19 protein-coding genes are annotated in these 24,896 nt (G+C 57.2%); 12 read left to right on the forward strand and 7 right to left on the reverse strand.

Annotated features, from left to right (window positions below; genetic code table 11):
* Positions 1-22 precede the first annotated feature (22 nt).
* From ilvD to ompA, 3 genes are all read left to right on the forward strand, one after another.
* The gene (ilvD, locus tag C2U47_RS11105) at positions 23-1,864 is read left to right on the forward strand and encodes a dihydroxy-acid dehydratase (RefSeq protein WP_049636077.1); all 1,842 of its coding nucleotides are present in this window, start codon (positions 23-25) and stop codon (positions 1,862-1,864) included.
* Between the two features lie 64 nt (positions 1,865-1,928).
* On the forward strand, positions 1,929-3,461 hold the full coding sequence (gene ilvA / locus C2U47_RS11110; protein ID WP_049636076.1) for a threonine ammonia-lyase, biosynthetic: 1,533 nt from the start codon (positions 1,929-1,931) through the stop codon (positions 3,459-3,461).
* Between the two features lie 248 nt (positions 3,462-3,709).
* Positions 3,710-4,840: a porin OmpA gene (gene ompA / locus C2U47_RS11115; RefSeq protein WP_049636075.1), complete on the forward strand. Its 1,131-nt coding sequence runs from the start codon at positions 3,710-3,712 to the stop codon at positions 4,838-4,840.
* Between the two features lie 55 nt (positions 4,841-4,895).
* Here ompA and C2U47_RS22905 read toward each other — a convergent pair whose 3' ends face one another.
* Both C2U47_RS22905 and priA read right to left on the reverse strand, forming a co-directional pair.
* Positions 4,896-5,738, reverse strand: a complete 843-nt coding sequence (locus C2U47_RS22905) for a hypothetical protein (RefSeq protein ID WP_125117530.1) — start codon at positions 5,736-5,738, stop codon at positions 4,896-4,898.
* A gap of 273 nt (positions 5,739-6,011) precedes the next feature.
* A complete protein-coding gene (gene priA / locus C2U47_RS11120; RefSeq protein WP_080988560.1) occupies positions 6,012-8,219 on the reverse strand; it encodes a primosomal protein N' in 2,208 nt (735 codons plus the stop codon).
* Positions 8,220-8,366: 147 nt separating this feature from the next.
* Between priA and rpmE the strand changes: the two genes are divergently transcribed.
* The 3 genes from rpmE (at position 8,367) to C2U47_RS11135 (ending at position 11,568) form a co-directional block, all read left to right on the forward strand.
* Positions 8,367-8,582, forward strand: coding sequence for a 50S ribosomal protein L31 (rpmE, locus tag C2U47_RS11125; RefSeq protein WP_010676078.1), 216 nt, complete (start codon positions 8,367-8,369; stop codon positions 8,580-8,582).
* Between the two features lie 116 nt (positions 8,583-8,698).
* Entirely contained in the window at positions 8,699-10,132 is a 1,434-nt protein-coding gene (locus C2U47_RS11130; RefSeq protein WP_049636074.1) for a DUF2867 domain-containing protein, read from the forward strand.
* A gap of 179 nt (positions 10,133-10,311) precedes the next feature.
* On the forward strand, positions 10,312-11,568 hold the full coding sequence (locus C2U47_RS11135) for a malic enzyme-like NAD(P)-binding protein (RefSeq protein ID WP_049636073.1): 1,257 nt from the start codon (positions 10,312-10,314) through the stop codon (positions 11,566-11,568).
* A gap of 73 nt (positions 11,569-11,641) precedes the next feature.
* On the opposite strand, the gene C2U47_RS11140 is transcribed toward C2U47_RS11135, so the two are convergent.
* From C2U47_RS11140 to trmA, 4 genes are all read right to left on the reverse strand, one after another.
* The gene (locus C2U47_RS11140; protein WP_010676075.1) at positions 11,642-11,824 is read right to left on the reverse strand and encodes a hypothetical protein; all 183 of its coding nucleotides are present in this window, start codon (positions 11,822-11,824) and stop codon (positions 11,642-11,644) included.
* Between the two features lie 54 nt (positions 11,825-11,878).
* A complete protein-coding gene (rstB, locus tag C2U47_RS11145) occupies positions 11,879-13,204 on the reverse strand; it encodes a two-component system sensor histidine kinase RstB (protein WP_049636072.1) in 1,326 nt (441 codons plus the stop codon).
* A 228-nt stretch (positions 13,205-13,432) separates the two neighbouring features.
* Positions 13,433-14,140 carry a two-component system response regulator RstA gene (rstA, locus tag C2U47_RS11155; RefSeq protein WP_010676073.1) on the reverse strand — a complete coding sequence of 236 codons (708 nt, stop codon included), beginning with the start codon at positions 14,138-14,140 and terminating at the stop codon, positions 13,433-13,435.
* Between the two features lie 262 nt (positions 14,141-14,402).
* Positions 14,403-15,536 carry a tRNA (uridine(54)-C5)-methyltransferase TrmA gene (trmA, locus tag C2U47_RS11160; RefSeq protein WP_041214233.1) on the reverse strand — a complete coding sequence of 378 codons (1,134 nt, stop codon included), beginning with the start codon at positions 15,534-15,536 and terminating at the stop codon, positions 14,403-14,405.
* Positions 15,537-15,759: 223 nt separating this feature from the next.
* Between trmA and C2U47_RS11165 the strand changes: the two genes are divergently transcribed.
* From C2U47_RS11165 to C2U47_RS11180, 4 genes are read left to right on the forward strand one after another with little or no spacing between them, the layout of a single operon-like run.
* Entirely contained in the window at positions 15,760-16,965 is a 1,206-nt protein-coding gene (locus C2U47_RS11165; RefSeq protein WP_103261655.1) for a tyrosine-type recombinase/integrase, read from the forward strand.
* A complete protein-coding gene (locus tag C2U47_RS11170; protein WP_103261656.1) occupies positions 16,962-18,704 on the forward strand; it encodes a hypothetical protein in 1,743 nt (580 codons plus the stop codon). Before C2U47_RS11165 ends, C2U47_RS11170 begins: the two co-directional genes overlap by 4 nt.
* Positions 18,705-18,706: 2 nt before the next feature.
* Entirely contained in the window at positions 18,707-20,611 is a 1,905-nt protein-coding gene (locus C2U47_RS11175) for a site-specific integrase (RefSeq protein WP_103261657.1), read from the forward strand.
* Complete coding sequence (locus C2U47_RS11180; protein ID WP_103261658.1) at positions 20,611-21,009, forward strand: hypothetical protein; 399 nt, start codon at positions 20,611-20,613, stop codon at positions 21,007-21,009. Before C2U47_RS11175 ends, C2U47_RS11180 begins: the two co-directional genes overlap by 1 nt.
* Before the next feature lie 228 nt (positions 21,010-21,237).
* Here C2U47_RS11180 and C2U47_RS11185 read toward each other — a convergent pair whose 3' ends face one another.
* Complete coding sequence (locus C2U47_RS11185) at positions 21,238-22,263, reverse strand: FRG domain-containing protein (RefSeq protein WP_103261659.1); 1,026 nt, start codon at positions 22,261-22,263, stop codon at positions 21,238-21,240.
* 729 nt (positions 22,264-22,992) lie between these two features.
* Here C2U47_RS11185 and C2U47_RS11195 point away from each other — a divergent pair.
* Together C2U47_RS11195 and C2U47_RS11200 are read left to right on the forward strand one after the other, a co-directional pair.
* Positions 22,993-24,114, forward strand: coding sequence for a DUF5610 domain-containing protein (locus C2U47_RS11195; protein WP_049636071.1), 1,122 nt, complete (start codon positions 22,993-22,995; stop codon positions 24,112-24,114).
* Positions 24,115-24,208: 94 nt separating this feature from the next.
* A complete protein-coding gene (locus C2U47_RS11200) occupies positions 24,209-24,742 on the forward strand; it encodes an ATP--cob(I)alamin adenosyltransferase (protein ID WP_042016441.1) in 534 nt (177 codons plus the stop codon).
* Positions 24,743-24,896 lie beyond the last annotated feature (154 nt).

Genomic DNA, 24,896 nt, shown 5'->3' on the forward strand with positions numbered 1-24,896 from the left:
GGGCATTCAGGGAGTAGAGACAATGCCGAAGTTGAGATCCGCCACCACCACCCACGGACGTAACATGGCCGGGGCCCGCGCCCTCTGGCGTGCCACCGGCATGACCGATCAGGATTTCGGCAAGCCCATCATCGCCGTGGTCAACTCCTTCACCCAGTTCGTGCCCGGTCACGTGCACCTCAAGGATCTCGGCCAGCTGGTGGCCCGGGAGATCGAGGCCGCCGGCGGCGTCGCCAAGGAGTTCAACACCATCGCCGTGGATGACGGCATCGCCATGGGCCACGGTGGCATGCTCTATTCCCTGCCGTCCCGCGAACTCATCGCCGACTCGGTGGAGTACATGGTCAACGCCCACTGCGCCGACGCCATGGTCTGCATCTCCAACTGCGACAAGATCACCCCGGGGATGCTGATGGCTGCCCTGCGCATCAACATCCCGGTGATCTTCGTCTCCGGCGGCCCCATGGAAGCGGGCAAGACCAAGCTGTCGGATCAGATCATCAAGCTGGATCTGGTGGACGCCATGATCCAGGGCGCCGACCCCAAGGTCTCCGATGCACAGAGCGATCAGATCGAGCGCAGCGCCTGCCCCACCTGCGGCTCCTGCTCCGGCATGTTCACCGCCAACTCCATGAACTGCCTGACCGAGGCACTGGGTCTCTCCCAGCCGGGCAATGGCTCCCTGCTGGCGACCCACGCCGATCGTGAGCAACTGTTCAAGCTGGCGGGCCAGCGCATCGTCACTCTGGCCAAGCGCTGGTACGAGCAGGACGATGCCTCGGCACTGCCGCGCAACATCGCCACCAAGGCGGCGTTCGAGAACGCCATGGCCCTGGACATCGCCATGGGCGGCTCCACCAATACCGTGCTGCACCTGCTGGCGGCAGCCCAGGAGGCGGGCGTCGACTTCACCATGGCCGACATCGACCGCATGTCCCGCAAGGTGCCCCAGCTGTGCAAGGTGGCGCCCTCCACCCAGAAGTACCACATGGAAGACGTGCACCGCGCCGGCGGCGTGGTTGCCATCCTGGGTCAGCTGGAAAAAGCGGGCCTGGTGCACGGGGATACCCGCAACGTGCTGGGCACTTCCCTGGTGGAGCTGCTGGCCGAATATGACGTCAGCCGCAGCAATGACAAGGGGGTTCACGACTTCTACCGTGCAGGTCCTGCGGGCATCCGTACCACCAAGGCGTTCAGTCAGGATTGCCGCTGGCCCGAGCTGGATCTGGACCGCGCCGAGGGGTGCATCCGCTCCTTCGATCACGCCTACAGCCAGGAAGGTGGCCTGGCGGTCCTCGCTGGCAACCTCGCCCTCAACGGGGCCATCGTCAAGACCGCCGGGGTGGACGAGGAGAACCTCACCTTCCGCGGCCCGGCCCGGGTATTCGAGAGCCAGGAGAGCGCGGTGAGCGGCATTCTGGACGGCACGGTGAAAGCCGGTGAAGTGGTGGTGATCCGCTACGAGGGCCCGAAAGGGGGCCCCGGCATGCAGGAGATGCTCTATCCCACCACCTATCTCAAGTCCATGGGATTGGGCAAGGCGTGTGCCCTCATCACTGACGGTCGCTTCTCCGGCGGTACCTCGGGTCTCTCCATCGGTCATGTCTCCCCGGAGGCGGCCTCTGGCGGCACTATCGGTCTGGTGGAGGATGGCGACATCATCAACATCGACATCCCGGCCCGCAGCATGGTGCTGGAGGTGGCCGACAGCGTGCTGGCCACTCGCCGCGCCGCCGTCTCTGCCCGTGGCTGGAAGCCGGTCGATCGTCAGCGCGAGGTCTCCTTTGCCCTGCGTGCCTACGCCATGTTCGCCACCAGCGCCGACAAGGGCGCGGTGCGTGACCGCACCCTGCTGGGGGAGTGAGAGGATGAACTGTCATGATATGGGCGCATTGCGCGCCCTTCGCCACGAGACGGGGGTATAAACCATGGTCTCTGCGGCGGATTATCTACGCAAGGTACTGCTCTCCCCCGTCTACGAGGCGGCGCGGGTCACCCCTTTGCAAACCCTGAAGAAACTCTCCGAGCGGCTTGGCAATCACGTCAGCCTGAAGCGGGAGGATCTGCAACCGGTTCACTCCTTCAAGCTGCGCGGCGCCTACCACAAGATCGCCACCCTGACCCAGGAGCAGAAAGAACGCGGCGTCATCGCCGCCTCTGCCGGCAACCACGCCCAGGGGGTCGCCCTGTCGGCCGCCAAGCTCGGCATCAAGGCGATCATCGTGATGCCCAAGACCACGCCGGACATCAAGATCGACGCGGTGCGCCGTCAGGGCGGCAACGTCATGCTGTTTGGCAACAGCTTCGATGAGGCCTACGGCGAGAGCCGCCGACTCGCCGAGTTGGAGGGCTACACCCTGATCCCGCCGTTCGACGACGTCGAGGTGATCGCGGGCCAGGGCACCATCGGCAAGGAGCTGCTGGAGCAGGATACCCACCTCACCCACGTCTTCGTGCCGGTGGGCGGCGGCGGCCTGGCCGCCGGGGTGGCGGTCTACATCAAGCTGCTGCTGCCGGATGTGAAGGTGATCGGGGTGGAGGCGGAGGGGTCCGCCTGCCTCAAGGCGGCGCTGGCGGCCGGCGAGCCGGTCAATCTGGAGCGGGTCTCCCTGTTTGCAGACGGGGTGGCGGTCAAGCGCATCGGCGAGGAGACCTTCCGCCTGTGCAACCAGTATCTGGACGAGGTGGTGACCGTCTCCAACGACCAGATCTGCGCCGCACTGAAAGACATCTTCGATGACTGCCGCGCCATCGCCGAGCCGTCGGGGGCCTTGTCCCTGGCAGGCCTCAAAGCGTACAGCGAGCGAGAGCAGGTGAAAGGGGGGCGGATGGCGGCCATTCTGTCCGGCGCCAACGTGAACTTCCACAGCCTGCGCTACGTCTCCGAGCGCTGCGAGATCGGTGAGAAGCGCGAGGGCATGCTGGCGGTGACCATCCCCGAGCGCAAAGGTGCCTTCCTCGACTTCTGTCGTCAGCTGGGGCCGCGCATGGTGACCGAGTTCAACTACCGCTATGCGGATGCCGAGCAGGCGTCGCTGTTCGTTTCGGTGCGCCTCACCGGCGGTGACGAGGAGCTGGGCCAGATCATCGATCAGCTCGGCGGCAACGGCTATCCGGTGGTCAACATGACCGAGAGCGAGCTGGCCAAGAACCACGTGCGCTACATGATTGGCGGCCGCCCGGCCCGGCCCCTCGGTGAGCGTCTCTACAGCTTCAAGTTCCCTGAGCAGCCGGGGGCCCTGATGCGCTTCCTCGAGACCCTGGGCTGTCGCTGGAACATCAGCCTGTTCCACTACCGCAACCACGGCGCCGACTACGGACGGGTGCTCTGCGCCTTCGAGCTGCCGGACGAGGACGTGGCGGCTTTCCACGACTACCTGCACGAGATTGGCTACGGCTGGAAAGAGGTGAGCGAGGATCCCGCCTACCGCCTGTTCCTGGCGAGCCAGGGCAGTCAGTGAGCGGGGAGCCATCACCTTGCCAGATGAAAAACGAAGAGCCCGGCTCTTCGTTTTTTTATGGGCAACGCGCCGGCCCCCATGATTGGGGGCACGGTGGCTGATAATGTCGCCAATATCACACTCCTGAGTCCCTGGTCGTTTGAGGCTGGTTGCAGATGGGATAATCTGAATGCGGGGCTTGGGTTCAGGGCCCCGTCAGGGAAGAGAGACGCAGCCGCGTCATAACAATTCATTGCAGGGGCTCATCCATGAACAGATCTATGCTCGCCGTCCTGATCGGCGCTTTGATGGCAACAGGGACGGTGCAGGCTGCCGCCCAGGACAACACCTGGTATGTCGGCGGCAAGGCCGGCTGGTCAAATTATTACGGGGTGGATTACAACGCCCAGGTCGAAGAGCTGTTCGATGCGACCAAGGTGAACGAGAACAGCGATGATCTCGGTCTGGGGCTGTTTGCCGGTTATCAGGTGAACAGAAACGTGGCGATTGAGCTCGGCTATGACTGGCTCGGCAAGTATCAGGTGGACAAGCACTACTCGGGCAACGGGGTTGATTTCGCACTCGATGGCGAGGCCAAGGCCCAGATGGTGCAGGCCACCATGAAGATCATCCTGCCTGCAACCTCGGCACTGGATATCTACGGCCGTCTCGGGGGGGCCTATGCCTGGACCGAGAGCTCACTCAACGTCAGGGCCAGCGATGGCACCAGCAGCCTCTCCGAATCCCATGAGGGCAACAAATATCATGGTGCCGCCTTTGTCGGGGCGCTGGGGGTCGAATACGCCATCGACAAGGATTGGGCCGCCCGCCTCGAATACCAGTACACCACGCCCCTGGGCAAGACTTCCCTCGACGAGTCAGGCATCGAGATGGACAACGGCCTGCTGTCGGTCGGCATGCTCTATCGCTTCGGCCAGATCGGCGACGAGCCGGTGGCACCAACGCCTGCGCCCGAACCTGCGCCCGCCCCGGCCCCCGTGCTGGTGGAGAAACAGTTCAGCCTGGATTCCGATGTGCTGTTCGAATTCAACAAGGCGACCCTGAAGCCGGCCGCCAGCCAGGCCCTCGACAACCTGTTTGCCCAGATCCTGGCGGCCAATCCGAAAGACGGGGTGGCGACGGTGATCGGTCATACCGACCGCATCGGCTCGGAGGCCTACAACCAGTCCCTCTCCGAACAGCGTGCCCGCACGGTGGCGGATTATCTCATCGCCAAGGGATTGTTTGCCGACAAGGTGCGTGCCGAAGGGCGGGGAGAGTCTTCGCCCGTGACCGGGGGCAGCTGCCCGGATGGCGCCAAGGCGCAGATGATCGCCTGCCTGGCCCCGGATCGCCGGGTCGAGGTGCGCCTGACCGGGGTGAGTGTACAGTCAGAATAATGATCATATCTTAAAGGAACACTTAAGAGCCCCATAACGGGGCTCTTAAAGATAACTACCGAACAAATACCATTAATTGGGCACTGCTAGTCGATGGGTTCCATGCGGAGGTTCTTTCCCATATTTTAGGGCCTCGTTTATCCAACCAAGCCTGACGATAGGCATCCCTATGACCAACCAGGGTGTAGTCAAGTCCAGTGATATTGCACCCTTTTACCTCAGCATGGACTAAGACGTCTTTGCTGAGGTCAGAATTTAATGGGCTGCATAGTTCGTTATTACTTGCAGCAGCTACTGTCATTGTTCCCCACTGTTTAGTATCTGGCTGATAGAACAATATTTCTGAAGATCGGTTCATCAGAGGCTCCCATTGTTCCGGGGATAAATATTGACTAAAGGTAAGAGAGGAGATGCTTTTAACAGCTATTCTAGCAGTCGATGGCATTCTTACTGCCACGAGTTGCCAATTTCCACCATCTACATCCATGTTGCAATATATCCCACTATGCCAGCCTGTTTCACTGGCACCAGAGCAATCTGGTGCAGTATTGGAGTCTGTACTTAGGGTAAAGTCACCAGCGGCGCCACCAGCTTGATACCAGGTACCTTGATACTCTGAACCGGATGTCTTATGTCCAATATAATATGTTGTGTCTTGTGCATTACCTTTGGTAAATTTAATTATGGCATCATTGTGAAGATATTCACCTACATATATGCTCTCGTTTGCCGCTCCTGAAAATATGGATTGCTCCCTAGATAATGAGATATTTTCTAAGCTGGCGTTCTCAACCACTCCATCTAATTGGCTATCTTCTTGAAGATAAATGTCCATAGGTATGGCATAGGCATTTATAGTTAACAAAACAGGTATCAATGATGCTTTTTTAATTTTCAATCTTGACTCCAAGTTTATTTTTATCCTTCCATGATTATATTGCTATAAGCATCGGTTGTTTAACCCCCCATTCGGACAGGTCTCGTGTGGTTATCTTTGTGTTATGGGTGATAATAGGCGAAATATATTGCATTCTTATGCCAATTATATTTTTTTAAATGCTGATGCATGATTTTTAAATAACTAAAATATAGCTACAGCCATGTATTCACCTTGTGTTCCTATATTACACATCTGTTAGCACTATCTATCTGGGAGATAACATGAGCCGCGCTAGTTCAGTTCCGTGGGGTCGATATCCAGACTCCAGCGCACCCGCTTGGTCTCGGGCCACCCCTCCAGCTCCTTCACCGCCCAGTCGAGCAACTGGGCCAGTGGCGCCCGGCTGGGCCCCTGTACCAGCAGCTGCATGCGAAACTTGCCCGCCTTGCGCTCCATGAAGCCGCTGATGGGCCCCAACACCAGCACCTGGGGATAGCGAGCGCTGCGCAGGGTATCGGCGAGACGACTGAGGAACAGCTGCACCTCGTCGCGGCCGTTGGCCTCGGCCCGGAACAGTCCCTGATGGCTGAACGGTGGCAGCCCCAGCAGGCGGCGCTCTTTCAGCGCCGTGTCGGCGAAGTGGCCGTAACCGTTCTGGGTCAGATCCTGCAGCAGGGCATGCTCGGGATGGTGGCTCTGCAACACCACCAGCCCGGGCTTGCTGGCGCGACCGGCACGGCCCGCCACCTGGGTGTAGAGCTGGGCCAGTTTCTCGGCAGCGCGAAAATCGGCGCTGAACAGGGCGCCATCCACATCCAGCAGGCCCACTAGCGTCACGTCCGGGAAGTGGTGGCCCTTGGCCAGCATCTGGGTGCCGATCAGGATCTTGTACTTGCCCGCCTTGATGTCGCCGAGGTGCGTCTCCAGCTCCCCCTTGCGGCGGGTGTTGTCCCGGTCGATGCGCACCACCGGATATTGGGGGAACACGGTGCCAAGCAGTTGCTCCAGCTGTTCGGTGCCGACCCCGGAGCCGATGAGCTCGCTGCTGCCACACTCGGGACAGTGGTGGGGCAGCGGGCGCACGCTGTCGCAGTGGTGGCAGTGCAGCCGCCGCCCGGCCTGGTGCCAGGTGTACCAGGCGTCACAGCGCTCGCAGGCGGCACTCCAGCCGCACTGGTGGCAGATGAGTGCCGGCGCATAGCCCCGGCGGTTGAGAAACAGCATCACCTGGTTGCCCGCCGCCAGGTGTTCGGCCATCAGCTGCTCCAGCTGGGGGGAGAGCCCCGCCTGCAGTCGCACGTTCTTGATATCCAGGATCACCTGGCGAGCGGTCTGGGCGTTGCCGGCGCGCCGGGTCAGGCTGAGGTGGTGATACTTGCCGCTACGGGCGTTGTGCAATGTCTCCAGCGACGGGGTGGCAGATCCAAGCAGGATGGGAATGCCGGCGCGATGGGCCCGCATCACCGCCAGATCCCGGGCGTGGTAGCGAAAGCCGTCCTGTTGCTTGAAGGAGCCGTCGTGCTCCTCGTCGATGATGATGATGCCGAGGTCCTTGAACGGCGTGAACACCGCGGATCGGGTGCCGATCAGAATGGCGGCACCACCGTCACGGCAGGCGAGCCAGGCATCGAGCCGCTCCCTGTCGTTCATGGCGGAGTTCATCGCCACCACGGGCACGTTGAAGCGGCGGCGAAAGCGGTTGATGGTCTGGGGGGTGAGGCCGATTTCCGGCACCATCACCAGCGCCTGCTTGCCCGCCTTGAGCAGGGGCTCGAGGATGCTGAGGTAAACCTCGGTCTTGCCGGAGCCCGTGATGCCGTCCAGCAGGAAGGCTCCGAACTTGTTGCTCTGGCTGGTGACGGCGGCCACCGCCAGCGCCTGCTCGCCGTTGAGGCGCAGCCCCTCACCCGGCTCGAAGCGGGTGGCCCAATCGCCATCATGGCTCGGCTCCAGCGAGCGCTTCTCCAGCAGTCCCTTCTTCTCCAGCGCGGTGAGGGCTGCGCTCTGGATCTCCTCCTGTTTGAGGGCGGAGGGGGTCTGCGGCCCCTTGCGCAGCAAGGCGAGGGCCTGCTGCTGCTTGGCCGCCCGCTTGAGCTCGTTGAGGTCGATGGCCATGCCCGCATCGGTGGCAAACCAGAACTCCAGCTCCCGATAGGCGGCGGGCTCCCCCTTGCGCACCAGCACCGGCAGGGCGTGGGGCAGTACCTCCCCCAGCGGGTGCTGGTAGTAACCGGCGCTCCAGGCCATCAGCGCCAGAATGTCGGGCCCCAGCACGGGGGCGCTGTCGAGCACCCTCTTCAAGGGCTTTAATTTGTTGCGGGGGACCAGGCTCTCGGTCGGGTGATCCACCACCAGACCGACCAGGGTCTGCGGGCCGAACGGGATCTCGACCCGGCAACCGGGGGCAGGCAAGGGCAGGGGAGAGAGATAGTCGAAATGACGGCGTAACGGCACCGGCACAGCCACACGAACCAGATCCAGCGTTTGGGAAGAATTCACCAGGGGTTGCCTATTTTTTCTGCGAAGCCACTTGCCTGATCTCAGGCGTTTCCTATATTATTCGCAGCCTTTGAAACTGTGTTCAACAATCGTGTGGTGTCCGACAAGAGATCGGATGGCGACACGGCCTGATAATTGAGGTTGTCCATGAAAGCTGGTATCCATCCTGACTACGTAGCCATCACCGCCAAGTGCTCTTGCGGTAACGTCATCAACACCTTCTCTACCATCGGTAAAGATCTGAACCTGGACGTGTGCTCCGAGTGCCACCCGTTCTACACCGGCAAGCAGAAAGAAGTTTCTAGCGGCGGCCGCGTAGACAAGTTCAACAAGCGTTTCGGTGGCTTGACCTCCAAGAAGTAATCTTGCTTCTGAAGAATTCTGAAAAAGGCGCCCATCGGGTGCCTTTTTTATTGGCCGCCATTCTGTAATTCACCGCTTTGCCCTATGGTGTTGGCTCAACCAAGGGAGAAGAGCCGATGCGCACATGTCTGGTGATGGGAGCTGCCGGGTACATAGGATCCTACCTGGTGCCCCATCTGCAGGGTCTGGGGTACAGGGTCATCGCCGGGGCCCGTCGTCCCTGCCGTCTGCCGGAGGGGGTGGCGTTTCGCCTCGCCGACAGCCTCAAGCCGGCCACCCTGCCCCCTGCGCTGGCGGGGGTCGACACCGTCTTCTATCTGGTACACGCCATGGGGGCGGGGGCCGGTTTTCACCGGCTGGAGCAGCAGGGAGTGAAGAACTTCGCCGCCGCCGCCCGTGCTGCCGGGGTGCGCCGCATCGTCTATCTCGGGGCCATCCAGCCCGAGCCCTGCAACAGTCGCCACCTCAACTCCCGGCGCTACTGTGGCGAGCTGTTTCGCAGCGCAGGGGTGCCCACGGTAGAGTTGCGTGCCGGCATCATCATAGGCCCCGGCTCGGCGGCGTTCGAGGTGATGCGGGATCTGGTGTACAACCTGCCCATGATGGTGACGCCCAAGTGGGTGCGCTCCCGCACGCCCCCCATCGCCCTCTCCAACCTCTTGCACTATCTGGGCGGGCTGGTGGAAGCCGACGGGGTGGATGGCGAGATCTTCAATGCGGCGGGCCCCGAGCTGCTCAGCTACCAGCAGCAGCTCCAGAAATTCGCCGCCCATATCGGCAAACGCTGCCCCATCATTCCGATCCCCTTTTTGAGCCCCCGGCTCTCCGCCTGGTGGCTGCAGTTCGCCACCTCGGTTCCCCAGCCCATCGCCAAGGCGCTGGTGGGGGGGCTCAAGCACGACATCCCGGCGGATGACGGCCCCTTGCGCGCCCTGCTGCCCCAGCATCTGCTCAGCTTCGATGAGGCGCTGGCGGAGAGCCTGGCGCTGGAGCAGAGGCTCGGTGCCGAGCAGCACGGGGAGGAGACGCCCCTTGGTCTGCGCTGGCGTCATCCCGAGTATGGCTTCTACGACCGCACCGCCAGCGGGGAGGCGGATTGCCTCGCCGCCCCCGAGGTGGTGTGGCAGGTGTTGCAGCAACTGGGGGGTGAGCAGCGCTACTTCTACATGAACGAGCTGTGGGTGGTGCGCGAATGGATGGATCACCTGATCGGCGGCCCGGCCCGGACCCGGGGACGCACCAACCCGGATCGCTTCGTGAAGGGGGACATGCTGGACTCCTGGCAGATCCTCGGGGTGGATGAAGGACGCAGGCTGGATCTGCTGTTCAACATGAAGGCCCCCGGCGTCGGTCGGCTGGAGTTCAACATCCAGCCCCTGGAGTCCGGCCTGACCCGGCTTAGGGTGACGGCCCACTGGCATCCGCAGGGGGCCTGGGGGCTGGCCTACTGGCTTGCCATGCTGCCGTTTCACCTCTTCATCTTCCAGGGGATGACGGAGGCCATCGCCCGGCAGGCAGAGGCAAAAGCCGGCATTCCAGTCATGGATTGAAATCGAATCTATAACTAATTGGGTAGTTTCGGGTGGCATGACATGCTACTGATTAGCCTGTCATTGCTATCCAGCGATATTTTATGCTGTGAAAGGGCGGGGGATTTCTTTATGATCCTCAGCCCTCGCCCGCTGGCGAGCCAACGCATCACTCATTCATTTCCGTATCGGGGTCCCCCATGTCCGATCAGCAGCACGATCTCCGCCAACAGGCACTCGACTACCACGCCCAACCCGTTCCGGGCAAAATCGCCATCGCCCTCACCAAGCCCGCCGAGACCGCTCGCGATCTGGCGCTGGCCTACAGCCCGGGCGTTGCCGAACCGGTACGCGAGATCGCCGCCAATCCGGCCGATGCCTACCGTTACACCGGCAAGGGCAACCTGGTGGCCGTCATCTCCAACGGCACCGCCATCCTGGGGCTGGGCAATCTGGGCCCGCTGGCCTCCAAGCCGGTGATGGAGGGCAAGGCCCTGCTGTTCAAGCGCTTTGCCGGCATCGACGCCATCGACATCGAGGTGAAGCACGAGACCAGCGCCCAGTTCATCGATACGGTGGCCGCCATCGCCGACACCTTCGGCGGCATCAACCTGGAAGACATCAAGGCCCCCGAGTGCTTCGAAATTGAAGAGGCGCTGATCGCTCGCTGCGACATCCCGGTGTTCCACGATGACCAGCACGGTACCGCCATCGTCACCGCCGCCGGGCTGCTCAACGCGCTGGAAGTGCAGGGCAAGGAGATTGGCACCAGCCGCATCGTCTGCATGGGCGCCGGCGCCGCCGCCACCGCCTGCATGGATCTGCTGATCAAGTGCGGGGCTGCGCCGCACAACATCTTCATGCTGGACCGCCAGGGTGTGATCCACAGCGGCCGCACCGATCTCAACCAGTACAAGCAGCGTTTCGCCAACGACACCCCCCTGCGCACCCTGATGGATGTCATCGACGGGGCTGACGTCTTCGTCGGCGTCTCCGGCCCGGACGTACTGCCTGCCGAGGCGGTGGCCCTGATGGCCCCCAACCCGGTGATCTTCGCCTGTTCCAACCCGGACCCCGAGATCAAGCCTGCCCTGGCTCACGCAGTGCGCGGGGATCTCATCATGGGTACCGGCCGCTCGGACTACCCGAACCAGATCAACAACGTGCTCTGCTTCCCCTTCATCTTCCGCGGCGCCCTCGACGCCCGTGCCAGCCGCATCAACGATGCCATGAAGATCGCGGCAGTGGAGGCTATCCGGGCTCTGGCCAAGGAGCCGGTGCCCGCCGAGGTGCTGACCGCCGCTGGCGTGAGTGAACTCGCCTTCGGCAAGGATTACGTCATTCCCAAGCCCATGGATGCCCGCCTGCTGCCGCGGGTTGCCCGTGCCGTGGCGCTGGCGGCGGTTGCCTCCGGGGTGGCCCGCATCGAACTGCCAGGGGATTACATGCTGGGTTGAGTCACGGCAAGCGCGCAAAAAAACAGAAGGGGCCCCTGTAGGGGGCCCCTTTTTCATGGCGGAAGCGGGCGGCTTACTTGGTCTTGGGGGCAACCTTGACGGCCGGCGCCTTGGCGTGGGCTGCCTTGTGATGTTTTTTCACGACCTTGGTCTGGGTGGCGTGGGGAGCGGCGGCCTTGGTCGGGGTGGCGGCCATGGTGAAGCCGGAGGTCAGGGCGAAGACAGCGGCCAGAGTCAGGGGGATCAGCTTGTTCATATTCCAGTTCCTCGTTCGGTTTGATGACATGGAGCGTTTCTCCATGACTTCATCCTAGGGCTGTTCGACCTGCGGTTCAGTGAGCGACTGGTGACGGTTTGTATCCAAATGTACGGGCAGAGTCAGGCAGAAACGGGCACCGCTGCTGCTTGGCAGCAGTTGTACCTCGCCGCCGTGGTGGTGGGCGATGCTGCGCACGATGGCCAGCCCCAACCCGGCGCCGCCGGTGCGTCTGTCCCGGCTCTGATCCAGGCGCACGAAGGGCTCGAAGATTTGCGGGGCCAGCGCGGGATCGATGCCGGGGCCATCGTCGGCCACCTCCAGCAGATAGTCGTCCCCCTGTCGCGCTATGCAGAGGCTTGCCTGGCTGGTGGCATGGCGCAGGGCGTTGCCGATGAGGTTTTCCAGCGCCCGGTCCAGCAATCGGGTGTCGCCGCGCCAGGGCAGAGCCATGGCCGGGCGCACGAAGTCGAGCTGCTTGTCCGGTCGCAGGGCCTGCCAGTCGGCCAGGCGGCTGCCGGCCCAGCTGCCGAGCTCTAGATCGCTGCATTGCAGCGGCAGTTCGGGGCGATCGAGCCTGGCATAGGTCAGCATCTCCTCAATGAGGGCATCGAGGGCGCCGAGGTCCCGCTCCAGTCCCTGCTGCTCCTCGGGTGAGGGAGGCTCGGCCAGCATGGCGAGGCGATAGCGCAGCCGCACCAGGGGGGAGCGCAGCTCGTGGGCGATGGCGTCGGTCAACTGCTTGCGACTGGCCAGCATGGCCTGCAACTGCTCCGCCATCTGGTCGAAGGTGCGGCCGACCCGGCCCAGGCTGCTGCCGGGCGGCAAACCGGTGCGACAGGAGAGATCCCCGTCGCCGACCCGGCGGGCGGTCTGTTCGAGCTGTTGCAGGCCGCGCCAGTGTGGGCGAAGCCAGAGCAGGATGGGCAGGCCGAGGGAAAGGCCGATGAGCAGCAGCAGCCCCACGTCCACCCAGTGCAGCTCGTGCAGGTAGGAGAGGTAGGGGACGGGGCCGACGATCAGCACCTTGTCGGTGTTCGGGATGCGCTGCAGGAAGGTGTCATCCTCCTCGACGATGACGATGTTTCCCGCCTCGAGGAAGGCCTGATCCTCGCTGGCCAGGGGCTGGTTGGCGAGGACGCCGATCTGCAGCGGCAGATTGAGCTGGCGGCTCTGCTCGCCGGTGCGGGTGGCCCAGTGTTCCGGCGGCAGCCGGGCCAGCTCGCCAGTGAGCAGGCCGAGGGAGCCTTGCATCATCCGCTCCAGATAACGGTCCCCCGCCCGCTCTGCACTGACCTGATAGACCAGCCCGATGAGCAGAATGGCGAGGGTGAAGCAGCCTATCAGCAACAGATAGAACTGGATAAACAGGCGTCGCATGGGGGATCTCCTCTTGCCTGGATTGCGTCTGGACATTGCCTTGTTGCCCCTCATCCCCAACCCTTCTCCCGCAAGGGGAGAAGGCTGAGTGCATCAAGGTCATTCGGCGGGGCTTATTCCCAGGCCTGGGGCACCAGCAGGTAACCCTTCTGGCGCACCGTCTTGATCCAGATCGAGTTGTTGCTGTCATTCCCTGGCTTCTGGTGTGCAGGCGTGTGAGACACCAGCTCATTCCCAAGCCTGGGGTACGAGTAGATAACCCTTTTGGCGCACCGTCTTGATGCGGGTCGGGTTGTTGCTGTCATCCCCGAGCCGGCGGCGCAGACGGGAGATGGCCACGTCCATGCTGCGATCCTGGCCGTCGTAGTCGCGCCCCCGCAGGCTGCGAAACAGCGCCTCCCGCCCCAGGATCTGGCCCGCGTGGCAGGCCAGCTCCCACAGGAGGTCGAAATCGGCGGTGGAGAGGGGAATGCTCTCCCCATCGAGGCGCACGTCCCGACCCGGGCCGTCTATCTGGAGGCGGCCGAACTGCAGGCGCTGGGGCGGGGCGGCGGGGACCACGGCCTGCTGGCTCTGCCCCTGCTGGCGGAACTGGACTCGTAGCCGGGCCAGCAGCACCGGGGGGGGCGTGGTCTTGAGAATGTAGTCGTTGGCCCCCAGCTCCAGGCTCAGGATCTGGTTCATGTCGCTGTCGAGAGAGGTGAGCATGACGATGGGGCCGGCAAAGCGCGGGCGCAGATCCCGGCACAGGGAGAGGCCATCCTGCCCCGGCAGCATGATGTCGAGCAGCACCAGATCCGGCTGCTCGGCCAGGGCCCTGTCGAGTGCCCGGTCACCCCGGGTCTCCAGCAGCACCTCGATGTCGTGGCGACCGAGCCAGCTGCTGATGAGCTGGCCTATCTCGGGATCGTCTTCAACAAACAGAACGCGTGGCATGGTGGCGTGATTCCCCGGTCATGGCGTGAGTGGGCGTGTCGCCAGCATAACGGCTGCGTCCGCGCTCTGCACCGGGATAACTAATCAATGCGGGGGTTTTTGCCCCTTCTCCCGGGGGATGGGGGGGCAGGATGAAGCGGTTGGCATCGGGCCGCCCCACTTGTCCCATGGCGGGTCGGGGCAGCGCGATGAGGCAGGATCCGCGCCCTTCAGTGGCCAAAGCGGCTCCGGCTGCCATGGAGCAGCCGGGGAACCGCCCGGATCAGCCGCCCTTGCGCTTCAGGTACACCCCGGCTTCCATGTGGTGGGTCCAGGGGAACTGGTCGAACAGGGCGAAGCGGGCGATCTCGTGGGTTTCACCGAGCACGGCCATGTTGGCCTGCAGGGTCTCGGGGTTGCAGGAGATGTAGAGGATATTGTCGTAATCCTGCACCAGCTTGACGGTGGCGTCGTCCAGACCGGCCCGGGGCGGGTCGACGAAGATGGTGTTGCACTGGTAGGCGCCGAGATCGACCCCCTTGAGGCGGTTGAACTCCCGCTCGCCGCGCATCGCCATGGTGAACTCCTCCGCCGACATGCGCAGGATGATCAGGTTGTCGACACCGTTGGCGGCGATGTTGAACTGGGCGGAGTCCACGCTCGGCTTGGCGATCTCGGTGGCCAGCACCTTGCGAAAGTTCTGCGCCAGAGCGATGGAGAAGTTGCCGTTGCCGCAGTAGAGCTCCAGCAGGTCCCCCTCGCTCCCCTTGGTCACGTCCAGGGCCCAGCCCAGCATCTGTTCGTTGATGGCGGCGTTGGGCTGGGTGAAGCTGTTTTCCACCTGCTTGTAGACCAGCTCGCGCCCCTGCACGGTCAGGCGTTCGATGACGAAGTCATCCCCCAGGCAGATCTTCTGCTTGTGGGCGCGGCCAATCAGTTGCAGCTCGAACCCCTTGGCACGCAGGTCGGCCTGCAGCGCCTCGGCGGCCTGCTGCCACTCGGCTTCCAGCTTGCGGTGGTAGAGCAGGCTGACGCAGATCTGGCCGGACTGGGTGGAGAGATAGTCGATCTGGAACAGCTTCTTGCGCAGCACGGGGTGCGGGCGCAGCCCGGCCAGCAGCACAGGCATCAGCCGGTTGATGAGCAGGCTGGCGGTGGGGAAGCTGTCGACCCGGATAATCTCCTTGGTGGCCGGTGCATACATGCAGTGGAAGAGGTCGTCCCCCTCGTGCCAGATGCGGAACTCGGCGCGCATCCGGTAGTGCTGGGCGGGAGAGGCGTGCAGCTCCAGCGCGGGCGGATTGAAGGGGGCGAACAGCTGGGTGAGGCGATCGCGCTTCTCGTCGAGCTGGGCCTGGTAGTCGGCAGGAGTCCGTCTGCCCTGGGCGTCGGCGGAAGATGGCTGGGATTGAGTCATGGATACCTCGCATGCACCGGGCTGAGCCGGGGAAAGACCGGGGGAAGGCCGCAGCCAACCAAAGGGTGGGGATTTTAAAAGGCCGTTGCGGATTGTCCAAGTTTTTTACATTCAACTAATTGCACCAATAGTGATTTTTAGATAATTATTAGATAATGTCAATTGTTGCTTTTGTTAGATAACAATCTATACTAAAAATTAGATCTAATGGAGTAAAAGCAGGATGGAGCATTTCTACCACCTTGTAGAGACAAACCCCGTTATAGACATAGGTCATGTGAAAGTGGCTGATGACGATGGCTCTTTCAGTGTTGAAAAGCCGAACTCATTCAAAGGCGTGCTCATGCTGCTCACCAGCGAAGGCAGACCTGTGTTTGAACCGAATGCCTTCATCCTGAATCGCCGTATCAATGAGGGTGTCAAAGACATTAAACCAACGTGCTTTCACTTGTTAAGGTATTACCGGTTCTTGGATGCCAATCACCTCAAGTGGGACGACCATGAAGAGCAGCTTCAACGCTACCCCATATTTCTATACCGCGCATACCTCGATGGTGAGATTGAAAGAGGCAAACTAAGACGCAACACAGCTGTGGCTGCGCTGTCTATCGCAAGACGCTTCTACATGTTTTGTTTCAGACATGGTTACATTTCAAAGCTGCCTTTTGAAATCACTGGCGTGACAAAATACGGACAAACGATGACAGACTGCTCTATTCGCAGTCAATCAAGGGATACCAACCTGCAACCCTTAAACGACCTCGATCTTCAACATGTAAGAGACAACTGGTGTAGCAATGGACTGTCCATAGAGTTTCGCCTAATGGTCAGTGTTATGCTCTGTGTAGGGCTTCGAGCGATTGAAGTGGCAAATATTAAGCCTGTGCATTTTTCGATCCCCAAAGGATTTAATGGCAAAACATTGACAGGTATTTGGATTGGGCCTGACCACCAGTGTAAAACGAAATACGACATTAACCGTCAGGTGTCTATGCCGATTTGGTTGATGGAATCGATAAACCAATACCATCAAAGTGAGCGATATAAGAAGCGGCAACAGCTGTATTTCATGAATACGGGTGACATGAATCCGCCAGCTTTCATCAACAAGGACGGCGACAGCTTCACGACCCAAAGCCTTAATACTCTTTGGGGAAAACTACGGACGGCAATCCAAGAGCGCAGCAACCCGCACTTTAAGCACAAACAGCATGATTGCCGAGCCACCTTTGGAGCCTACAAACTTGATTCCTTGGCACAAGTACCAGGGCTGTCGATGTTGCAAGCACTGGAAACCTTAAAGAATGAGATGGGCCACAAAGATCTGGATACGACCATGCTGTATCTCAAGCATCATGAGGGAAACCCGGAGAAGAACCAGATCCCTGAGATAACAATGAATTTGCTAGAAGATGAGGCGATTTCATGACTGCTGTGATGGATTCACCCCAAAGGGAAAACGCACGCACCTACCGCTCCACCCCAACCACTGAAATGGTTACGGACAATACTCTGACCTGCATCACCAAATGGCATTATGTTTGGAAAGACAGCAGGGGAGGCAACAGTAACTGTGACTTTACAGCGCTCAAAGCGTATGCCACCGATGACCATGTTCGATTACTGATCTCCAAGTTCCAGCAGTCGGGATGGCGAGAAGCTACGAAAGTATCGCGGTTTATTGATGTCCGAAGTGTGCTGGCTCATGCGTTTAATGCGCAAAGCGGCGAACAAAAAGGCAAAGTGGAGTTCTCACCTGAAACTTGCACTAAATATATTCATGCGACCTACCTGTCTATGGCAAGTACTGGAAAGGGGCTGAACGGCATTCCCATCCAAGCAAAAATGCTTGGTTGGCGGGGTTCAAACCTGAATTCAATCTGTAGAAAATTTGGTTTCGGACAAATCCCTAAAGCTGCTCGAAACCTCGATACTCGGTCAGCCGTATTGGATTCAGATAATTACACCGTCAATGAGCTACGCGCAATTGCTCGTGCGTTGCTGGAAGACCGTGCGAGGCTGAGATCGCGATATAAGGATGACACGTTAAGTCAGTCCCAAAAACGAGTTGTTTTCAACAGACTGGTTTGCAATGCGGTGTTTCTGACCATCTATTATCTGGGTACCGGGCAGACGGAAACACTCAGCATGTTTTTAGAGAATGAATGGGTTTGCAAGCAGTCCGGTACAGGACGCATCAGCATTGAGGGATTTAAGACTCGTGGAGAAAAGGTTGAGCTTCGCACGTTTACCCCGCGAGCAGCTTGTAAAGGATTTTTTGAATATCACCTCGAATTGTCAAAGGAGCATTCCGTAAGCCTCGGTCTTGATAAACATTATCTTTTCCGAAAAATGAACGGCAAAGCGCCTAATACAGAAGAGCTTCAGAATTACGCTAAGAAATTCTTAGTTAAACACTCAATTCGCCTTCAGTCGTTAATCAAAAATAATCCAACCTTTCGGCTGAATTGTAACCTGCTGAAATCCTCCATTAAGCAGTATGCCGAACAGAGAATGGGTAGAGAGAAAGCGGCTCATAATACGCGCAATGCACCATCAACTTATGATAACTCTAAGTACGGTAAGGTCTCCAAGGGCGAAGCACGAAGTCAACTGGCGGTGGGGTTAACGGCATTGCATTATTTGGGGGAAAACCCCAGTGGTGGATCAATTATCGCGGTGGCAAAGGCCAAAGAGACTTTCGGTAAGGTGCTCTCAAATGAGGAATGGAAGTCACTCAAGACTAGCGATACCGCAGATCGGGTCGTAGAGAATATAAACGGCGGATTTTGTAGGGGTGAAGACACACCAGAAATACGGGAGTTTCAGATGGCCGTCACCCGAACAGGCATTCTCAATGACGAAGAAAAGACAGAACATGGATGCGGCTTTGTCGTGAAGTGCTTTAGTTGTGCCAATTTCGGTATTGTCGATGATCCGCACGACATCTGGCGCTTACTTTCCTTTGAAAAGCGTCTTAATGAGGCCATGCTCGCTCACCAAAATGTAAAACATTTCCTGAACAATTACGGTGAGGTCAAAGCTAAGCTTAATAAGCTCAAAGAGCAATTCAAGAAAGCGCACCTAAAGGCAGCAGAGAGGCTTTTGGAGCGAGAATGTCACCCTTTATGGGATGAAGAGTCAGTTATGGATATATTCAGGGGGTAGTTATGTTCTGTGTCAGTAGGGATGTCGGTAAATTTGAAGAGTACGCCTTACCACAAACCTCTGGTCAGCTTGTAATGCCGGATAACCACACTGTGGTCAGCGTCGATAAAAATGGCAAACCTGTTTCATATTTTGTAGATGATATCTGGGATTACAATGCATTTTTTAATCAAACTAACGAAGTAAAGAGTCGATACCAGATCAACTTTCATCCTGAGAAACACAACCAAAAATTGCTCACGGAATTTAAGCAGCGAATCTATTTTTTGATTTGGGGGGCGAAAGGTGACCTGTTGCACATGGAGGGTGATACGTTTCGCAAGTTCTCTAGCTGCTGTAAAACAGCGCGTACTGTAAATGCGGCGATTAGAGTGTATAAAGATACCAGCATTGACTCCTTTTCGTTGCTCAGCAATGAACTGATTTTCAGCCAAATGCTTCACTCATGGAAGGCATTTAGCGAAAAATCAGTCATGACTAATATCGCCGCGCTGAGTGTGCTCACGCAAGTTAACTCACATTTTCCAGTACAAGCATGGTTCGCATTAGGGCTACCGGAAGGGAAAACTCAACAGCAAGTAGCCAAACAATATTCGTCTAACGGAGCAGGACACTACCCCACTGTGGTTCCGGTAATTTATGAGCAGTTGATGGGGCGATTAATGCAGGACGTGAATAGTGCCCACGAAAGACTGCCTCACCTTCGAAATGTCAAAGCATATGCCAAACAATACGCGCTGACGGAGCGGCAGGCTGTTAGTGAATTCAAGAAATTCGAGGGGGCGTGCTTCATGTCTCTATCGGCCTTCACTGGTATGCGTATCAGTGAACTCACCCAAATAAATGCTACTTCATATAAGGAAATTGACCTCGACGGTATCAAGCTTTGTACGGTGCGCTCATGGACGAGCAAGCTGGAGAAATTGCCCCGAGAGGATGTGTGGGCCTGTGCGCCTATCTGCGAAAAAGCATTGAAAGTGCTGGCCACCATCAATGATGACTACCGTTCAATTAAGGGGGATATTCACCGTTCGCCGCGATTCAGTTTTAAACGAGACCTTGGAGGTGGTGACATTATTAATCGTCAGCTTGATGAGATTTTTTTAAATAAATCTAATATTCAACTTTTATTTTCTACATACTCAAATCACATTGATATTAGCTATGACCCCGTTGCGATGGATGAAGTGTATCGACTGCTCAATCCGGTGGTTTCCGCTCAATATCATCCGATAAAAACTCGGGAGGATGGTACGTTTTACTGGCATTTTTCTGCTCACTCACTCAGACGAACCTTTGCGCATTTTGTGGTGGGTAACGGCTTGGTGTCATTGGCCGCACTCAAGCATCAGTTCAAACATATCAGCCTCGCCATGACGGCAATCTATGCCAGCCACTCAGAGGTGCTGACTCTGATGGGGATAGAAAACCCAGCCAGTATGAAAAAAGCCATAGAAGATGCAGAAATGGAAAGCCACAAAGCCTATCTGAAAGACATGATAGATAACCCAGAAGAACAATCTGGTGGCTACATGAAGAACTTTGAAGGAGACCCCAAGGTGATGACAGAACAGCAATTCGAGGCGCTGGTGATGAGCACTAGAGGGGCTAACAAGTCTACGGGCTATGGCCGATGCTTTGCGGGGGAAAAGTGTAAGATGACCCATTTGTTTGAGCCATCCAGTTGTGTGGGACGCGACTGCGAAAACCTGAACATCAATCAGGCCGAAGCCAAGCGCTGGCAAGAGCGACATAAACGCATTGGCGAGAAGTTGCAGCAGATGAAAGCGATGGGATTTTACAACCGCAACACACTGGCCCGTGAGTTAACCGATATCCGCTCAGCGGAGAAAGTCATGGCAGACCATAACATAGCCTTCGAGCGCTTTGATTTAGGAGCTTTGTGATGACTAGCGTCAAAACCAAACTGGAAAACGCCCTTGATGCATTGAGAAAAGAGAAGAAGAAAATCAACCCATCGGCGGTGGAAAAACGTGCTGGTGTCGCTAATGGTTCATTAAAAAACCATCCGGTATTGCGTGAAATTGTGCTGTTAGAAAAATCCAAACTTCAACAGTTAAATTCCGATGCTGCACCTGTCGTGAAAGAGAGGCGTAATACAGTCGAAAAAGAGCGGTACGATGAGCTGGAAGCGAGAAATGACAAGCTGAAATATGAGAATAGCCAGCTTCAAGCCGAGCTGAAAGTGATGGCAGACTCTATTGCACAACTGACTTGGGAGCTGCATCGCTATAAAACAGCCACACGCATAGACTCACCGAATGTGCATACAATCAAAAAGTGATCGGTCAAAGTATATGTCAAATTTCATCTATCAATTTTGGCCAAAGATGGTGAGTTAAGAAGAGGGCTAATAAGCACCATCTTTAAATAAACTGAAATTTTAGTCCTCTCAGCTCAACTGGTTACAAAGATTTTTTGTGCTCAGTGAGTTTTTCGCACCCTTTCTAAAATTGTGAATGGTGTAAATATTAATTTTCGTCACAAAATTCAATACAAATTAATTCGAAGTTTATAGGAGGAATTCTTGGCGAGATTTATCATCTTTGATGTTTTTCAAAAAAGTTAAATGATTTGCTACTCCATGGTATCCTGGGTAGATACGAGGATAATCATACCCTAAGAGAATTAACATTCTGTATAATTCCATGCGAAGAGAGTTAGGAAGGGTAACCTTTATAAATAAAGGTTCATCACCAAGATTTGTATTTGAACTCTCTATTAATTCATCAAATACAACATCATTCAATGGTCTGATGTCAACTCTATCTTTAAGACCAAGAACATGATCTCTTTGATCGTGTGGAAGCGCAAAAATTTCTCTCGGGAAAATGTTTTTCTTTAAAGTGGACGTGCAATAGGTAAATAATCCTTTTTGAGCTGTAACGTTTTCATTGTTTTGATAATTAGGTGTAAAGAAGTTAATTTTATTAACTTTCCCTGATTTTTTTAAAAGAGTAATCCAATGAGCATTCATTGCCCATACGCATAAATCATTTGCACTCTCAACATCAGAGGTACATGCAAAAAAACAGGCTGCCATAGGATCATGACTCCAATCCATAAGACGTGTAGGTATACCATAGTGTTGTGCCAACGCACCAAGTTCTAACAATTCTTTTGGCGGCCACTCTTCATCTTCACTACGATTTTCTATAGCAAACTGGTTGGTTGCCAAATGTATATCATCTTTAAACCATCTTTCAGTAGGTGGAGTGAACAGACCATTTCGATTAGATATTTTATAGAACTGTCTAAGTATAGCTATTTCGGCTTGAATTTGTTTAGACTCAAAAAATAAATCAGTTTCAGTTATCGATATTCGTGCGCTCATTGCTTGTATTTTATCAATAGTCATTGCATCTCTGCGCAGGACTGATGGGATGAGTTTGTGGGTTATATTCCCATGCCCTCTAAATATAAAGTTTCTAAAATCAAACTTCGAATTAAGATATGGTGAAAAAAACGAAAGAAAATCATTTGTGGAGGTGAGGTGAATTTCTATGAATTTTTTATATACTTCTTCTTTATCAAGCATAATTATTCTCTAGAAAATTTTATGAAAGGGTTTGTTAGATCGATTTAACATCAATGGAACAAACGAAGATTGTTATTTCATTTTTCGTCTTCGTAGATTCGTATGAAATTCTTTCTCCTACCCTTGGAGTCTACAACGCCGACATAAGCGGTTAAGATACTTTCCAGCCACTGATTGGAGTAGCAGAGGGTCTCCCGCCGTTTTCCATTCATCAACCATCAAACAGTTATCGGCCGCCACATTGAGGGCGCGATTTCCCTGTCCATTGCAAGTAACTTCCCTTCCAGCTCGATATCTATGGGCTTGTCGCTTCGGTGTCAAGTTGGTGCGGGGGATAGTCAGCTTGATAGCCTCGCCGTTGACGATACTACGACCATCGAGCAGCAGCAACGCCTTCACCTCTCCACCATGCCCACTTCTCATCATCTGGCAGGTGTGGATCGCAATTGAACATGAAATGACCATCAAGCGATCTTTTTCAAATTTTTTTAGATAAATTTCTGCATGCTAACTGTCTAATTTTTCATGCTTGCCACCGTGAGTCAACCCTTTGAAAAGCGTGAAAAATTAGATAAATAGGCCATAAATTAGATAAAGTCATTGTAGGCTGCTTTATACAAGGGCTTTCTAAGTTTTTAATCTAAGTTTTAGTTAGATGTAATTTTTTGTGGTCAAGAAGTGGCCAGTCGGGCCGATAACCGATCCACCACTATAGGCGGGAGAGTAATGATGCAAATTGATGGCATGGGCGCAGCCCAACCCAAGGGAGTGGGCATTGCTCCCAAATCGCCTCAACAGACGGAGTCGAAAACGGCGGACAAGGGGGATGAGGTCTCCCTGAACAAGCCCCCGAAATGGGCCCAGGTGCTGATCCAGCAGGCGCTGCAATTTGCGCTGGAGATCAACGGCCAGGGCTACAAGGCACCCAAGGTGCAGGAACCCCAGGAGATCACCCCGGAGACCCTGTTCGATTTCCAGTCGGTGGCGGACAACGTGCTGCAGTTCGTCACCGGGCGGATAGGCGCGGCCCGTGCGGACGGCAAGTCCGACGACGACCTGACCAAGATGATGGAGCAGGCCCGCAAGGGGGTGGACAAGGGCTTCGGTGACGCCAGGAAGCAGCTCGGTGACTGGGCGGACAACGAGGACATCAAGACCGGCATGGATCAGAGCTACAAGCTGATCCAGAAGGGGCTAGACGAGTTCGAGAAGGAGTTCTTCGGCAAGGTGTCGACGACGGATCTGGGGGATGCCAGGATGGCCAGCCGCCAGCAGGCCCTCCTCGAGATCGAGACCCGGGATGGGGACAAGGTGATGTTGCGCTTCAGCGACAGCTGGCAGTTCAAGTCCCAGAGCGATGGGGGCGGCAGCCAGTTCAGCCTCAAGTCGAGCCAGAGCTTCGACTTCTCCCTGGAGGGGGATCTCGACAGTGCCGAGATGGATGCCATCGGCACCCTGGTCAAGGGGCTGGACGAGCTGGCCGGGCAGTTCTTCAAGGGGGGCGACGGCAAGACTCTGGCTGACGGGCTGAACGGGCTGCAACTGGATGACAGCCAGCTGGTCTCCTACTCCCTCAAGCTCAAGCAATCGGCCAAGTTGAGTCAGACCTACCAGGGGGCCAGTTCCCTGCAGGAGAGCCTCAAGCCCCTGGCGGACTACCTGCCGAGGCTCAGCCGGTTGCAGCAGCAGGCCGACGCCCTGCTGCCCCCTTCCCAGCAAGAGGCGCTGACGCCCACCGTGCTGGCGGCGCGGGGTCAGGACGGGGCGACCCAGGGGGCAGGCTTCATGGGCTTCAACCAGCGGATGCTGGAAGCCATGAGGCTGCTTGGCCAGCAGATGGCGACCGGCTAGTCTGGCGACGCCCCCGTGATGCCGGCGGGGGCGGGGTGTTTGCCAGCCCGTCCCCGGGCTGGCACACTGCCCTTTTCCCCAGCCCGGCGATGCCATGAACCCCAAGAAGCCAAGAGACAAGCGCGAGCTCTGCTACCCCTTCATCTTCGAAACCCAGTTCCAGTGCGACTACGAGATCGCCACCGACGAGCTCTGCTGCCAGGTGGGGGCCGTGCTCTCTCATCTGATGCCGGATGAGGATACCCGGCCCGTGATGGCGGATCTGGCGACCCTGCAGCGGCTCATCTACAACCTCAACGGCTCGGTGCGGGGACGGCTCGGCATCTTCGAGGAGGATCTGGACTGGCTGAAGGGACGGTACGATCACTACAACGAGGCGAGTCGCGGCCGAGTGACCGGCTTCGTGCTGCCCCAGGGGCCCCAGCCCATTCCCACCCTGCACCTGTGCCGCTGTGGCAGCAAGAAGGTGGTGCGTCTGCTGGTACGCCTGGAAGAGAGCGGCGTGCGCTTCGATCCTATCCTCTATCGCTTCGCCAACCTGCTGGCCAACTTCTTCTTCGTGCTCACCGTCTACCTCAAGCAGGCGTGGGATGTGACCGAAGTCCCCTATGTCAGCATCAACTACTGATGAAGAGATGATGTTTGATGTATTCGTCGCATCACACATGGCGGCGTAGGGTTATTGGATCGAAAAACAGCGATGAGGCAGCATCCGTCACTTCGGGGGATGCAGGCATAAAAAAACCGGCGCCCCGAGCGCCGGTTTTCTATTGCCGCGATCC

This window comes from Aeromonas sp. ASNIH7, assembly GCF_002903485.1.
Taxonomy (GTDB): Bacteria; Pseudomonadota; Gammaproteobacteria; order Enterobacterales; family Aeromonadaceae; genus Aeromonas; species Aeromonas caviae.